Origin of the sequence: Pseudomonas sp. WJP1 (assembly GCF_028471945.1) — a bacterium.
GTDB lineage: Bacteria > Pseudomonadota > Gammaproteobacteria > Pseudomonadales > Pseudomonadaceae > Aquipseudomonas.
Window position 1 is genome coordinate 3,578,346 of sequence record NZ_CP110128.1, and the last position, 14,915, is coordinate 3,593,260.

Genomic DNA, 14,915 nt, shown 5'->3' on the forward strand with positions numbered 1-14,915 from the left:
CTATCGCGTAGTAAAACGTTGACTTTAATCCTTCAGATGAACTTTTATTGCATTATCTGCCATTCGCTGCACTTTTATGGACTGAACGCATGAGCCTCGATCATTTTGACCTTGCTCTCCTGGATGCCATTCAACGGGATGCCAACACTTCCCAGCAGGACTTGGGCGCCCAGGTAAACCTCTCCTCAGCTGCGGTGAACAGGCGATTGAAGAAGATGGCTGTCGACGGGGTGATCGTAGGCACGGTCGCGCAGATCAATCCCGTTGAGGTGGGATATTCGCTTACCGTGATTGCGGCGGTGGAAGTTGACGACGAGCGCCTGGACAGGCTCGACAGCATGAAACGAACCTTTCTTGCATGCCCGCAGGTTCAGCAGTGCTACTACGTCGCCGGCGAGTGCGACTTCGTCCTGATCATGCTGGTGAAAAACATGGAGCAATACACACAGCTGACGCGCGAGCTGTTTTTCGAGGGCAATAACGTCAAGCGTTTCAAGACCCTGGTGTCCATGAGCACCGTGAAATCCGGCCTTTTTGTTCCCACGATGTCTCGTGATTGAGTGCGATACAAAGGCGACGATTCGGACATTCCCTTGCGAAGTTTCCATCAAAGACCAAAAAAGCGGTTACCGGATATTCTGGTAACCGCTTGTTGCGCACTAGCGCTCAGCTTCGTACCGAGCTTTATTCTGCGCATTGGGCGGATACAGCCCCGGTAACGTTGCGCCATCCTGAACCTGACGCATGATCCAGTTTTCGAGCCGCTCCTGTTCGGCAGCCACTACGACTATTTCTTCCAGTAGCGCTTTGGGAATCAACACCGCGCCATCGTCATCCACCACGATCACATCGTCAGGGAAGACGGCCACGCCGCCACAGGAAATCGCTTCCTGCCAGTTCACAAACGTCAGTCCCGCCACCGATGGCGGCGCGGCGACGCCTTGGCACCAGACCGGCAAGTGCGTGTCACGCACGCCGGCGACGTCTCGAATCACGCCATCGGTGACCAATGCCGCCACGCCGCGCTGCTGCATCCGCGCGCAGAGGATATCGCCGAAGATACCCGCGTCAGTCACCCCCATGGCATCCACCACGGCCACGCAGCCTTCGGGCATGGCTTCGATGGCGGCCCGCGTGGAAATCGGTGACGACCAGGACTCCGGCGTCGCCAGGTCTTCACGTGCAGGCACAAAACGTAACGTGAAGGCGCGCCCCACAATCCGTGGTTGCCCGGGTTGGAGCGGCCGGGTGCCGCGCAGCCATACATTGCGCAGCCCTTTCTTCAACAGCACCGTGGTCAGTGTGGCGGTGGAGATGCCACCGAGGATTTCTTTGATCGATGGATCGAGGCTCATGGCGTTCTCCTTAAATGCTCGGAATCAGTCCACCATCCACACGGATGACAGAACCGGTGATGTAAGAGGCAGGCCCGCTGGCCAGAAACGCGACGGTATCGGCGTACTCCTGCGGATCACCGTAGCGGCCGACAGGAATCGACTCCGTACTTTCCTGCCGCACGTCTTCGACGCTGCGCCCTTCCCGTTCGGCCTTTTTATCGTCGAGAAAATGAATCCGCGCCGTGGCGATGCGTCCCGGCAGAATGATGTTGGTGGTGATGCCATCGCGAGCGACTTCGCGAGCCAGCGTCTTTGACCAACCCACCAGGGACAGGCGAAGTGCATTGGAAATGCCGAGATTGGCAATCGGCGCCACGACACCGGACGAGGCGCTGGTGACGATCCGCCCCCACTGGCGCTCGCGCATACCCGGCAACACCCGATCGGTGATGGCAATGACCGACAACACCATGGCTTGAAACTGCTTGAGCCACAGGGCCGGGTCCTGGCCGGAGACCGGCGTGGGTGGTGGACCGCCAGTGTTATTGACCAGGATGTCGACGCCACCGAATTGCGCTTCGATCAACGCCATGTTGGTGTCGATCTGAGCCAGATCACCCAGGTCCCACGCCAGCGCAATGCCCTTGCCGCCCGCCGATTCGATGACATCGAGTGTTTCACGCGCCGCATCGAGATTGATGTCAGCCACCACCACGTTGGCCCCCTCTGCGGCCAGGGTTTGCGAAATCACTCCGCCAAGCCCTCCACCCGCGCCCATGACCAGTGCCGTTTTGCCCTTGATTTTCAGGTCCATACTTACCTCTTCAAGTCTTTTTTGGAGTTATTGATTTGAATGCTCACGCCAGTCCTGTTCGGTGAACGCGGGCCTTCAGGTGTGAGCCTTTGCAGCAAGTGTTTGAGATGCACAGCCTTGGCCAGGCTGCAGGGTTTGTTCGATGGCCAGGCCGCAGGCGAGTAATTCATCGTCATGTCCTTGGGGCAGAGAAAACAGCATGGAAGTCGGCAGCCCCTGAGCATCGGTACCGGAGGGCATGGCCAGCCCCGGCATGTTCAGGAAGCTGCCGATCATGGTCAGCGACAGGGTCGCGATATTCGTGGCGGTGAACAGCTCATCGTCCTGCTCAAGCGGTGCCAATAAAGGCGCCACGTGCATCACCGTCGGCATGATCAGCACCGCGCCATCCAGCTCCGTAGCGACGGACGCGATCAACCTGGCCCGGGCAGACCTGATAGTTCTGGCACGTTCGGCAGGAATCTTCGCGGCCACGTGCAGCCTTGCGCTGACACGACGATCCACTTGAGCCCCTTGCGGGCCCAGCACCACGTCGCGCAGTTGCTCCCATGCCTCGATGGCGCCAAGCCAGCCGTCACGAACAATGAGTTGCCGAACCTGCTGAACGCTGTCGAGGATTGCGAATTCGACCCAGGCGCCCGCCGCGCGCAATCGTTCAACGCAATGCAACAGGTTTTGCAGTACAGCCGGCGCCAGTCGGGCATCGTCAAGCACACCCTGCTCGACCACGAACCGGTTCCCGGAAAGCGAACGCGCTTCTATCGAAGGATCGGTCAGCCCGCGCATGGCGGCATCGAGTAACACGCAGTCCCTCACGGTGCGAGCCATTGGCCCGAGGCTGTCCAGGCTTGGTGCCAATGGATGGACGCCGCCCAGGTCATAACGCTCGGGGGAGCTTTTGAAGCCCACCAGACCGTTGAATGCGGCAGGCACGCGGATCGAACCACCCGTGTCGCTACCGATGGCGGCGCAGACGATTCCCCTCTGCACAGCCACCGCCGAGCCCGACGAGGAACCGCCTGGCGCCCGGGGTTCGACACCCGGAAAATCCGCCGTAGGCGTGCCGAAGTTCGGGTTCAGACCGAGGCCCGAAAACGCAAATTCGTTCATGCCGGTTTTCCCCAACGCGATCATTCCTTGGGCCTTCATGGCAGCGACAACGGTCGCATCGGCGGTGGCGGCAGGTTCGCCGACCCGGGTCAAGGAGCCGAGCAGCGTCTTGCTGCCTCGAACATCAAACAAATCCTTCACTGCGAACGGCACACCATCCAACGGTCCCAACTGACATTGATTCGCCCGCCGGATATCAGCGGCACGTGCCTGCGCCATCGCCTGCTCTTCAAAGAGCTCGGTGAACACATACTCGCTCGCCCTGGTACGGATGAGCGCGGCGGCCACCAACTCGACGGCGGTCACCCTTCCCTTCGCCAGGGCTGCTGCTGTTTCAGTCAATGTCGCCATCGTATCCATACCTCTATCACACGGGTTTTTGCTTCAGTGCAGCTCGACAATCAATTCAACTTCGACGCAGGCGCCGGTCGGAATCTGCGCCACACCGAACGCACTCCTGGCGTGCTTGCCCGACTCGCCGAGGATTTCTTCCAACAGATCGGAAAAACCATTGGCGACGATGTGATGGTCGGTGTACTCGCCGGTGCTGTTCACCAGGCACAGCACTTTGACGATCCGGGCAATGCGCGCCAGATCGCCCGTCGCGGCCTGTAGCGTTCCGAGCACATCGATGGCGATGGCGCGAGCGGCACGCACGCCGGTTTCGGTATCAGTGTCCTTGCCCAGTTGGCCAACCCAGGGCTTTGCGTCGCGCTTGGAAACATGCCCGGACAGAAACAGAAGTTTTCCGGTTTGAACAAACGAAACATAAGAGGCCGCCGGTTTCCCCGGAGAAACAAGCGCTATACCGGCGGCTGAAATACGCTCATAAATTGCACCCGAGTTATTCATTTGAACTCCCAGTAAAATAATCACTTGGTTATTATTAGTTGCGCTCGAGCTGCAAACCTTATTGAACTTTCCGAGCCGGATTTCATACCCGCAGATTCGACGAATAACAGCCTTGATACAAGTTACAATTTTCAGCTAACCTGTAAATCAAACTAACGATTAAACGTCGTACTCGAGGGACATCCAATGCCGACGATTCCGCCGCTGGCCTGCCTCAGAGCGTTCGAAGCCACCGCTCGTCTACGCAGCGTGACCAAAGCCGCAGCGGAGCTGAACGTCACGCATCCGGCTATCAGTCACCAGATCAAACAACTCGAAGATCATTTTGGTGTGCCCATGCTGCAGCGCGTCGGCCGGGGTGTTGTCCCGACCCCGGTCGGCGAGCAGTTTTCACACCTGTTGACCGATGCGTTCCAGCAAATCCAGAACTTCTGCGAGGACGTGATCCGGGCCAAGAATGGCCGGTCCATTGCGGTCGCCTCAGTGGCCTCCTTTGCGTCACGGTGGTTGATCCCGCGCCTTCCGAAATTCATGGCGGCTCATCCCGATATCGACATCAGGGTGATTTACGCCCCCCATGAAACCGATGAGATGCGCGCCGACTGTGATGTACTGATCCGTTACCAGGAAACGCCTGTCACCGGGAGCGAAGTGGGCGTGCCGTTGTTTTCCGGTGAGTCTCGCCCGTTGTGCAGTCCCTCGTTCGTAGCGCGTTACGGCGATCTCTCGACGCCGGAAAAAATTGCCCGCGTGCCCTTGCTGCACGACAACGACCGCAATATCTGGACGGCCTGGTTTCACTCCGCCGGGCTGGATCTGGCGGCGCCTTTGGGCGGCATCATTTATGAAGACTTCAACTTGATGAGCACTGCCGCCATCGCCGGTCATGGCGTCGCGTTGTGCCCGGTCGAACTGGTCAGGGCCGATATCGAACAGAAAAACCTGGTGGTGTTGTCGGACGTTGGCGTCAAGTGCAACGGCAACTACCTGTTGTTGCATCGCAAAGTGCCGAGTTCGTCGGTGCTTGCCTTTCGCGACTGGCTGCTCAAGGAAGTCAAAAGTGCCGGCAGCCAGCCGGCACACTCCTGATCAGAACTCGAACAGACGGCCAAACCCTTGCACCGAGGGGCTGGCCTTGCCCAGGCGCAACGCATGCCAGAACGTTGCTTGATTGCTGGTGATCACCACTTTGCCGGTGGCGCGCTCCAGCCGCTCGATCACGTTCAATGAGCGAATGGCCGTGCAGGACAGGAAGATTGCATCCACCGACTTCCAGTCCAGTTCGAGCGCCTGTTGGTAGAGGACTTCTTCGCTGATGCGCGCATGGGTATCGTCCAGGTCGATACCCAGGCAAGCCACGCTGTGCACCTCAAAACCCTGCCCCTGCATGAATGCCACCGCCGTCTCGGTCACCGATGGCGTGTAGGGCGTGAGTATCGCAATGCGACGGGCACCGACCGCTCTCAGCGCCTCGGTCACAGCGGTCGCCGGATTGGTCACTGCAACGCCTGGACGCCCCAGTTGCACCGCCGCTTCGATCTGCGCGGCGCCGATCAGCATCGACGCCGCGGTGCACGCAAACACCACGACATCCAGCCGCGAATTGGGCAGGATCAGGTGCGCAACCTGGGGTATGTCGGCTTCAAACGCGCGAAAGGTCGCTTCCGAATTTGGCTCGCCCTGGCGAATGCGCGAGGTGAACACGCTGACGTCGTCGTCCGCGGCCAAACGGTGAAAATCGCGCTCGATGGCAATGTCTGCCGCCAGTGCAATCAGGCCGATTCGTAGCTGCTCGCCATACGCCGGGCCAGTGGGCGCGGCGATCTGGACGCTGTTTATCTGCACAGTCATGGGAAACTCCGATTTAAAAGAACGTGCGAATGGCCGATTCAACGTTGTAGTGGTCGTCGACCAGCAGGATCACTTGCCACTTGTCGAACGTGGTGCACGGATGGGAAATGCCAAAACCGATCAAGTCACCGACCTTCACCGTGGAGTCTGCGTGGCACTCCACAAATGCGTGTTGGTCGTTGAGGCGGGTCACCTTGTAGTCCGCGCCCAAGGGTTGCGGTGCCGCGCCCAGTGCGGGGGTGTAATGCAAGCGGGCGATCGGCATTTCGAAGTCGAAACTGATGTCACGCTTGCCTACCGTCACAATCAATGTGTCCGGCTCCGGCCGGGACTGCACGACGCCCCAGACCTCGAGCCCGCCTTGCAGCGCAGGCGCTATGGTGGCCAGCGTTGGGGTACGGGCAACCAGGCGGTCGAAGGCGCGGGCGTAGGCCAGGTGATCGTGGGCCAGATAGCAACCGCTACGGATCACCACGACCTGGCCCTGAGGCGCGCGCCATTGACTCAGGCGCTGCACAACGACGTCGAAATACTCGGAGCCGCCACTGGACAGCACCACTTCCCCCGGCGCAAAAAATCCGGCCTGGAGAAAGTCGCTGGCCAATGCCAGCATGCTTTCGAGCATCGCTTCAATACGCCCCAGCTTTTCCTCCTCCGCCAACCCGGGAAACACGCTTTCGTAGGACTCCAGGCCGCGCAGCTCCACCACCGGACTTGATGCGATGCGTTGCGCAAGTTCTGCCGCGACGGCCATATCACGCACACCCGTACGGCCGCCCTGGGCACCCACTTCCAGCAATACGCCGAGCTTGCGCCGCGGTACCCGGCCTTCGGCCCCTCGGATCAGCGCATCCAGCGTGGCGATCGAGTCGACGATCACTATCAACTCAGCGCCTTGCGCCCGCTCCAACTCATCGTAAATCAGCGCAATGTTCTGCCGGCCGACCAGTTGATTGGCAATCAGGATTCGCGGCACACCGAACGCCCTCAATACCGCGACCTGATTGGCTGTGGCCGCCGTCAGCGCCCATGCACCGTCTTCCAGCTGGCTTCTGAACAACTGCGGTGACATGGTTGTCTTGACGTGCGGGGCAATGCGCGCGCCGGTCGTACGCAAGAAGGCTTTCATCCATTCGCGATTGCCGGCCAGGGCTGATTTTTTCAGGACTGCGACGGGGAACGCGGTGTCCTCCTGCAGCACATTCCAGCCCTGCTTGCCAATGTCACCGAAGGCCATGGGCGACAGCGCCGGCGGCAAGCCTTTGGTGGTGCCATCGACCGTTTGTTCGTCGATGGCCTGCAAGGCATGGGTCAACGCCAATGGCAGGCGTGCGGATAGCTCACTCATGCACATACCCTCAAGCCAGGTAGCGCAGGGCAATATCGGCGAAAATTCGCGCCGAGGCTTCGAGCTTGTCGAGTTCGACGTACTCGTCCACCGAGCCGCTTTTGCCGACTTCGCCAGGGCCGATGATGACCATGGGCACATTGAGTGCCGGCGCCAGGACCGCCGCGTCCGAGTAGTAGGAGACCCCGGTTACCAGTGGCTGCGCGCCCCGTTCGGCGACTACCGACGCTACGCACAGGTCAACAAAGGGATGCTCGGCCGGGGTGTCCACCGGTGGTTTGACGTCCACCAGGTCGATGCTGACGTGAGGCCCTGCAATCGTCCGAAACTGGGCAATCACATCGTCTGCGGTCAAGCCGGGTACGGTGCGAATGTCGATGCTCGCCGTGCACTGCGGCGCAATCAGCGGCCAGGAAATACCGCCCTGGATCAGGCCGACGTTCACGGTTGGCGAGCCGAGCAAGGGGTGAACCGGCGATTCAACCTTAAGGTCACGCACACGGCAGAGAAATTCCGCCATGCGCAGGATGGCGCTGCCGCGATCCCCGGTGCGGTTTTCGGAGAAGGCGTTATGCCCGTATTCACCCTTGGCCGTCGCTTGCAGCCACAACGCACCTTTCTCGGCGATGAACACATCGAGGGACGTCGGTTCGCTGACCAGCAAGGCCCCACTGCCATCGAGAATCCCGCTGTCGAGCATGTGCCTGGCGCCCAGGCAACTGGAGTTTTCCGCGGCACTGAAGGCCAGGATCAGATCGCCCTGCAATGGCTCGTTGCTTTGCTTGACGGCGATACCGGCGACGACCATCGCTGCCAGCGCCGCTTTCATGTCGGTAGCGCCGCGACCATACAGGCGGCCGTCCTTGACCAGCGCACCAAACGGCGGAACGCTCCAGTCGGCTTCGTTGACGCTGATCGTGTCCAGGTGCGCCGAAAAAATCAGCGCAGGACGGTTGCCGTTACCCTTGATGCGGGCCACGACGTTGGCGCGGTTGTCACCGATCGATTGCAGTTCGCTGTCGATGCCGAAGTCGGCCAGAACCGACGCCACCAGTTGCGCAGCCGGTAATTCGTTGCCCGGTGGATCGAACGTCACCAGTTGAATCAGTCGACGGGAAAGATCCAGCAGCAATTCGTTATCAATGCGGTTCATGAAACCTAATCTCCAGTGTTGTTATTGTTCCAGCCACTGAAGACAGTTAAAGGATTATTCCGATGTCGCTCAATTGATTAAATTTGAGAATCAGTCAACTGAACTAACATGAAAGCGCTGCGCTACTGGTAAAAAAAATGGCAAAAAAAAGTTGCCGTCCTCTTGGATAAAGAGAGACGACAACAAAGTCTTTAACCGTGACCGTCAATCAATTAACCGGCCGGCGTGAAGTGTCCCCAGGCCTGATCACTGATATAGGTGGTGACTTGCTTGAGTTCCAGAAACTCATGCATGCCCCACTCGCCCAGTCCGCGTCGGAAACCGCTTTGCTTGACCCCGCCCCATGGCGCCTGAATGAAGGCTGGGCCCGAGCAGTTGGCCCAGACGATACCGGCGAACAGGGCACTCGCCACACGCTCACGTCGCACTTGATCGTTGCACAACACCGCGGCGGCGAGACCGAAGCGGCTGTCATTGGCCAGTTCGATGGCCTGGGCTTCGGTACTGAACCGGGTGACGCTGAGCACCGGGCCAAAAATCTCTTCGGTCCAGAGCAGATTCTCGCGAGAGACGTCCAGCAATACCGTTGGCAGGTAGTAAAAACCTGTGCCGTGACTGGCGGTTACTTCACCGCCACACAATACCCTCGCGCCTTGCTCGATACCCTGGCGGACCATGCTCGCCACCCGGTCACGCTGTGCGGCACTGATCAGCGGCCCTACCTGGGTCGTGTCGTCACTCCCCGCGCCAACACGCAGCCCGACAACCGCAGCGTGCAGCTTTTCCAGCAAAGCGTCATACACCGATTCCTGCACCAGTACACGGCTCGTCGCGGCACAGACCTGGCCCTGGTTGTACAGGGAGCCCATCAGAATCCATTCCACCGCGTGATCAAGGTCGACATCGTCGAACACGATCATCGCCGACTTTCCGCCCAACTCCAGCGCCACATCACCGACCAGCTCGGCCCGTGCTTGCATCACTCTGCGTCCGGAGTCGACACCGCCGGTGAACGACACTTTGGCGATACCCGGATGCCCGGCCAAACGTGCACCGGCCTCACTGCCCAGGCCGGTCACCACGTTGAGCACGCCGGCCGGTAGCCCCGCCGTCTCGGCAATATGCGCCAGGCGCAAGGTACTCAGGGACGCCAGTTCCGAGGGTTTGATCACCACCGAACATCCGGCCGCCAACGCAGGGGCGACTTTCCACGCGGCGTTCACCAACGGGAAATTCCACGGCACGATCAATCCGGCGACACCGGCGGGCTCGTAGCGCAATTTGACCTCGAAGCGCTCATCGGCGATCGCCACCGCTTCACCCTGGCGCGCATCGAGTGCCTCGGCGAGCTCCGCGTAATAGTTGAAGCAGAGCACTGCGTCCCCCACGTCATAACGCGCCTCGGTGATCGGCTTGCCACAATCACGCACATCCAGTTGAGCCAGGGCCTCGGCCTCGGCTTCGATGCCTTGGGCGATACCTCGCAGAAGCTTCGCCCGCTGCGTACCAGTGGTACTACGCCAACCGGCATTCAGCGCTTTTTCAGCGGCCGCGACCGCGGCATCGATATCTTCGGCGACACCGCGAGGGATCTGGGCGAAGACTTGCTCGGTAGCCGGATCAATGACGGGTAAGGTCTGACCGGTAGCACTCGGGGTCCAGCGACCCTCTATAAAGTTCAGGTTTTGCATGTTGGTTTTTACCTGCTGACAGTTCGAGACATCCAAGGGGTCATGCGGAAATTTTCAGGCCGCCGGCGCGTTCTTCCTGAATCAACTCGGCGGCTCGTTCGCCGATCATGATCGACGCGGCATTGGTATTGCCGCCGACGATGGTCGGCATGATGGACGCGTCAACGACACGCAGTCCCTTGATCCCATGCACGCGCAAACGGGCATCGACCACGGCCTGGTCGTCGTTGCCCATCTTGCAAGTGCCCACCGGGTGGTAATGCGTTCCCGAGAGGTAACTCATGTAATTGTCGATTTGCTCATCGGTCACGCATTCGCGACTTTGCGCAGCCTCCTCACCCACCAACGCTTTCAACGGGCCTTGGGCAAAGAGTTGACGGGCCAGGCGAAACGCACGGCGATTGGCGGCGCGGTCGGTCTCCTCGCTGAGGAAACGATGAATGATTTTTGGCGGGGCCATGGGATTTGCCGAGTTGAGGGTGACTTCGCCGCGACTCTGCGGCCGACAGACCGCCCACTGGATGGCGAGCGCGTGCTTGCGCGGCCACGGATCATTGGCGCTATTGGGGTTTACCGCACTGGGGAACATCAGGAACTGCACGTCCGGGCGTGACAGTTCGGGCAGCGTCTTGACGAAGGCCAGGGCGTTCATCGGGAAAATCGAAAACGGCCCTTCCCGGCGCACCACGTACTGCAGCAAGGCGGACGCGGCGCTGAACGGATTCATCAGGCGATAGTAGGTGTCCGTGGTTTTACTTTCGAACTGGATCGTCGAGCCAAAGTGGTCTTGAAGGTTGCGCCCGACGCCCGGCAAAACGTGCCGGGTCTCAATGCCGTGTTCGGCCAGCGTCTGCGGGTCACCGATCCCCGACAACATCAGCAATTGTGGCGATTGGTAAGCCCCGGCGGACAGCACCGTGTCCAGTCGCGAGCGCAGCTGCAACACCTTGCCTTTGTACTGAACCGCCACCCCCTCACATTGATCGCCTTGCAACAGGACCTTGGTGACCAGCGCGCCGGTCATGACGGTCAGGTTCGACCGATCCCGCACAGGACGTAAATACGCTCGCGCCGAAGAACACCGCGCCACGGATTCGTGGGTATGGGTAAATTGCGACCACGCAAAACCTTCCTGGCTCGGTCCGTTGTAATCCGGGTTATAGGCAAACCCCAGGCTTGTTCCAGCGTCGATAAATGCCTGATAGATGCTGTGCTGGTAATGCCCGAAAGTGGTTTCCAGCGGCCCACCCGTTCCACGCAACGGTGAGGCGCCGTGCTCCCAATGTTCCGAGCGCATGAAACAAGGCAACACTGAATCAAACCCCCAACCGGGATTGCCCAAGGCTTCCCATTCATCAAAATCCTGAGCATTGCCGCGCACATACAACTTGCCATTGATTGATGAACTGCCGCCCAGGACGCGGCCACGTGGCAGCTCGAATTGCTGGCCGCGCAAGGCAGGTTCAGGCTCGGACTTGAAAGCCCAGTCATAGCGACTGCCAACGGTCAGGGCTTCACCCAGAGGGAAGGAAAACCGTGGATCCCAATCCTTGGGACCTGCTTCCAGTACGAGTACCGAGATCGATGGATCCTCCGACAATCGTCCGGCCAACGCACAGCCCGCTGATCCGGCGCCGACAATGATGTAGTCATAGGTGGTGGTGCGACTCATGCCTGTTCCCCCGAAGCCCTTTTGGTACCGGGCGTCAACTTGTTGGTAGTAGCACGGACGATGCGATCGACCGTGATGGCCAGGGCCGCAATGCCCAGGCCGGAGATCAAACCTTCACCGGGCTGAACACGACCGATCGCCGACAGCGTCTGGGCCTCAAGCCCTTGAGAACCCACCAGCGCAACCACGATCAGCATTCCGAAAGACAGCATGATGGTCTGGCTGATGCCCAGCACGATTTGCGGAAAGGCCAGCGGCAACAGCACATGGAAGAACTGCTGTGTGCCGTTGCAACCGTTCATGCGCGCCACTTCCTTGTACTCGCCGCCGACCTGTTGCAGGCTGTTGGCGACGTAACGGCTGACGGGTGCCAGGCCGTAGAGAACGATGGCGATGTAGGCCGCGAAATCGCCCACCTCGAACAGCACGACCACGGGGATCAGGTAGACAAACGCCGGCAGCGTCTGCAGGGTGTCAGCCACCACTTCGAGGATGACGAACGCCTTGCGATTGAGGCCTGCCAGGATGCCCAATGGCAGCCCCAGCACGATGGCGGTCAAGGTCGATATGATCACCAGGTACAGGGAAACCATGGCTTTGTCCCACAGCCCGAACCAGGCGACAGCGCCCAGCATGATCACCACCATGACCGCCAGCCTGCGGCCGCCGGTGATCAGCGCGAGTCCACCGAATCCGATCAGGCTGGGCAGCCAGCCGAACGAGGCGAACAGCTCGCGGGTCGGGCGCAGCAGCCCCGAGATCACGCCATCGCGCAACGCGGAGAGTTGTGGCTGGAACGCCAGGTTGAACACCTTGAGTTGCTGATTGAGAAACTTGCCCGGCTCGAACTCCAGCGCTTTCGGAAACATTGCAATGTGCGGGTATACCCATACGGCCACGACACCCGCTACGGTCACCAGCACGCACACCAGGGTGATCAAGCCCTTCCTGGACTGCCCGTGTCCCGGCCGCCGCATGATCCAGATGCGGCAGGCACGATCGAGCATGATCGCCATCAACGTGATCGCCACGCCCGCCACCAGTGCACCGCCCAAACGCATGGACTTGAGCCCTTTGAGCACATCGGCGCCAAGCCCTTCACCACCGATGATCGCGCAGATGATCACCGTGGAAAACGTCAGCATGATCACCTGGTTCAACCCGGTGAGCAGCATCGCCCGGGCCGCCGGAACCTGTACGTTCCAGCACTGTTGGCGTGGCGTGCAACCGGTGATCTGAGCGAGTTCTACAATCGACTGCGGCGTGCGGCGCAAGGCAAACGTGGTGATACGCGCCATCGGCGGCATGGCATAAATCACCAGCGCCACCAGCCCGGCGATGGGGCCGAAGCCAAAGAACACCACGATCAACACCAGGTAGGAAAAAATCGGCAGCGTTTGCATCGTGTCGTAAAACGGCTCCAGCACCGCCTCAGCCACTGGATACCGATAGGCCAGGATGCCCAGCAGCAACCCGAGGCCACACCCAATGGGAATCGCCACGGCGACAGTGACCAGTGTGTTGACGGCTGACACCCACAACCCGGTAAAGAGGAAGTACGCCAGGCAGCCACCGACCAACAGCCCGAGTTTTCTCCCGCCGAACCAAATGCTGAGCAGGGTCAGCACGAAGGCCATGGAGAACCAGGGAATCGCCGGCAGCGTAATCGGTGACGAACCGAAGACACTGAACCTGAAGCCCTCGACCAGCAACCCGCCGAGGAAGCGTTGAGGCAATGCAAGGACACCGGAAATCGCCCTGGAAATATCCACGATGGTGTAGCTGCCAATTGTGAACTGGGTGATGTAGGCCAGCAGTCGGGTGATGTAGCTCCCGGCGTCCACGGTCCACGTTTGCGGCATGCTGTGCGCCCAATCCACTCGGTTGAGCAGCGTCAGCACGATCAGTGCCGCCATGACCAGCGCAATGGCCTTGATCATTTTGAAACGGCCCGGCTTCTCGGCCGAGCGGGTTGGCGAATTCACCGAATCCGCCAGTGCGGTGGGGATTTCCTGACTGTTCATTTGATCAACCAACGTGAATAGGACTGACGTGATACCTGGCCGACGATGACTCCCTTGGCATCTTTCACCGCAATGGCCTGGTCCGAGGCAATCAATCGTTGCGCAGCACTGCCGATTTTCTGATCCAGTTCGAACGGTTCGTTGTGCTCGGCCTGCGTTGACAGCGGTTCCAGGATCGCCCGCAACGACACCACTTTCTCCCGCGGGATGTCTTGCACAAACGCTCGTACATAGTCGTTGGCAGGCTTGAGCACCAGGTCTTCCGCTGTACCGATTTGCAGAATCTGGCCGTTCTGCATGATCGCAATCCGGTCTCCCAGGCGAACGGCTTCATCGAAGTCATGGGTCACGAACACAATGGTTTTGCGCAGGCTGCGTTGCAGACGAATGAACTCGTTCTGCATCTCTTTGCGAATGAGTGGGTCGAGTGCCGAGAACGGCTCGTCGAGGAACCAGATCGAAGGGTCGGTGACCAGACTCCTGGCGATACCGACGCGCTGTTGCTGTCCGCCGGACAGTTCGTGGGGATAGAACAATTCGCGGCCCTTGAGCCCGACCAGTTCCAGCACCCGCTGTGCCTCGGCCAGGCGTTTGTCCCGTGGCGTGCCATTCATGCGCAGCGGGAACGCGATATTTTCCAGCACGCTCAAGTGCGGCAGCAGTCCGAAGTTCTGGAACACCATGCTGATCTTGCGCCGGCGAATTTCCATCAACTGCTGTGAGGTGGCGGACGCCAGCGACTGATCGGCAATCATCACCTCGCCAGCGCTGAGGGAATACAGCCCGGTCAGGCATCGCAGCAGCGTTGATTTGCCGGAGCCGGACAAGCCCATCAGGATGAAAATCTCTCCAGTGCGCACTTCAAATGTGGCTTCTCGCACGCCGGTGGTGTAGCCCAGTTTTTCCAGGGCCTGCGCATCGCGCGCATTGCCCTGCGCCTTCAAATACGCTTCGCAGTCGGCACCGAAAACTTTCCAGACATCGACTGCCTTCAGTGCAAGTGGTTCTGTAGCAGCAATAGGGTTCAACACCTTGAATCTCCCATGGCGATTTGCGCTCGCCA

The 14,915-nt window shown here is 59.9% G+C and carries 13 protein-coding genes; 2 read left to right on the forward strand and 11 right to left on the reverse strand.

The annotated features are described in order from the left end of the window. Window positions 1-89: 89 nt before the first annotated feature. Window positions 90-560 (forward strand): Lrp/AsnC family transcriptional regulator, encoded by a 471-nt coding sequence (locus tag OH720_RS16035; protein ID WP_272601946.1) that lies wholly within the window; start codon window positions 90-92, stop codon window positions 558-560. A gap of 99 nt (window positions 561-659) precedes the next feature. Here OH720_RS16035 and OH720_RS16040 read toward each other — a convergent pair whose 3' ends face one another. The 4 genes from OH720_RS16040 to OH720_RS16055 form a co-directional block, all read right to left on the reverse strand. Then, window positions 660-1,355: a ribonuclease activity regulator RraA gene (locus OH720_RS16040; RefSeq protein WP_272601947.1), complete on the reverse strand. Its 696-nt coding sequence runs from the start codon at window positions 1,353-1,355 to the stop codon at window positions 660-662. Window positions 1,356-1,365: 10 nt separating this feature from the next. Continuing rightward, the gene (locus OH720_RS16045) at window positions 1,366-2,151 is read right to left on the reverse strand and encodes an SDR family oxidoreductase (RefSeq protein WP_272601948.1); all 786 of its coding nucleotides are present in this window, start codon (window positions 2,149-2,151) and stop codon (window positions 1,366-1,368) included. A 75-nt stretch (window positions 2,152-2,226) separates the two neighbouring features. Further along, complete coding sequence (locus OH720_RS16050) at window positions 2,227-3,612, reverse strand: amidase family protein (RefSeq protein WP_272601949.1); 1,386 nt, start codon at window positions 3,610-3,612, stop codon at window positions 2,227-2,229. A gap of 33 nt (window positions 3,613-3,645) precedes the next feature. After that, window positions 3,646-4,137 (reverse strand): RidA family protein, encoded by a 492-nt coding sequence (locus OH720_RS16055; RefSeq protein ID WP_272601950.1) that lies wholly within the window; start codon window positions 4,135-4,137, stop codon window positions 3,646-3,648. A 162-nt stretch (window positions 4,138-4,299) separates the two neighbouring features. On the opposite strand from OH720_RS16055, the gene OH720_RS16060 reads away from it, so the two are divergent. Then, on the forward strand, window positions 4,300-5,202 hold the full coding sequence (locus OH720_RS16060; protein ID WP_272601951.1) for a LysR substrate-binding domain-containing protein: 903 nt from the start codon (window positions 4,300-4,302) through the stop codon (window positions 5,200-5,202). Here the strand turns inward: OH720_RS16060 and OH720_RS16065 are convergent, their stop codons facing one another. The 7 genes from OH720_RS16065 to OH720_RS16095 form a co-directional block, all read right to left on the reverse strand. Further along, entirely contained in the window at window positions 5,203-5,964 is a 762-nt protein-coding gene (locus OH720_RS16065) for a maleate cis-trans isomerase family protein (protein WP_272601952.1), read from the reverse strand. It lies immediately after the preceding gene. A 13-nt stretch (window positions 5,965-5,977) separates the two neighbouring features. Then, a complete protein-coding gene (locus OH720_RS16070; RefSeq protein ID WP_272601953.1) occupies window positions 5,978-7,312 on the reverse strand; it encodes an alanine racemase in 1,335 nt (444 codons plus the stop codon). A gap of 10 nt (window positions 7,313-7,322) precedes the next feature. After that, window positions 7,323-8,465, reverse strand: a complete 1,143-nt coding sequence (locus tag OH720_RS16075; protein ID WP_272601954.1) for a M20 family metallopeptidase — start codon at window positions 8,463-8,465, stop codon at window positions 7,323-7,325. A 212-nt stretch (window positions 8,466-8,677) separates the two neighbouring features. Beyond that, window positions 8,678-10,156, reverse strand: coding sequence for an aldehyde dehydrogenase family protein (locus OH720_RS16080; RefSeq protein WP_272601955.1), 1,479 nt, complete (start codon window positions 10,154-10,156; stop codon window positions 8,678-8,680). Between the two features lie 40 nt (window positions 10,157-10,196). Then, on the reverse strand, window positions 10,197-11,828 hold the full coding sequence (locus OH720_RS16085; protein ID WP_272601956.1) for a GMC family oxidoreductase: 1,632 nt from the start codon (window positions 11,826-11,828) through the stop codon (window positions 10,197-10,199). Then, complete coding sequence (locus tag OH720_RS16090) at window positions 11,825-13,852, reverse strand: ABC transporter permease (protein ID WP_272601957.1); 2,028 nt, start codon at window positions 13,850-13,852, stop codon at window positions 11,825-11,827. The genes OH720_RS16085 and OH720_RS16090 overlap by 4 nt, the downstream gene beginning before the upstream one ends. Beyond that, window positions 13,849-14,883, reverse strand: coding sequence for a quaternary amine ABC transporter ATP-binding protein (locus tag OH720_RS16095; RefSeq protein WP_272601958.1), 1,035 nt, complete (start codon window positions 14,881-14,883; stop codon window positions 13,849-13,851). The genes OH720_RS16090 and OH720_RS16095 overlap by 4 nt, the downstream gene beginning before the upstream one ends. Window positions 14,884-14,915: the final 32 nt, after the last annotated feature.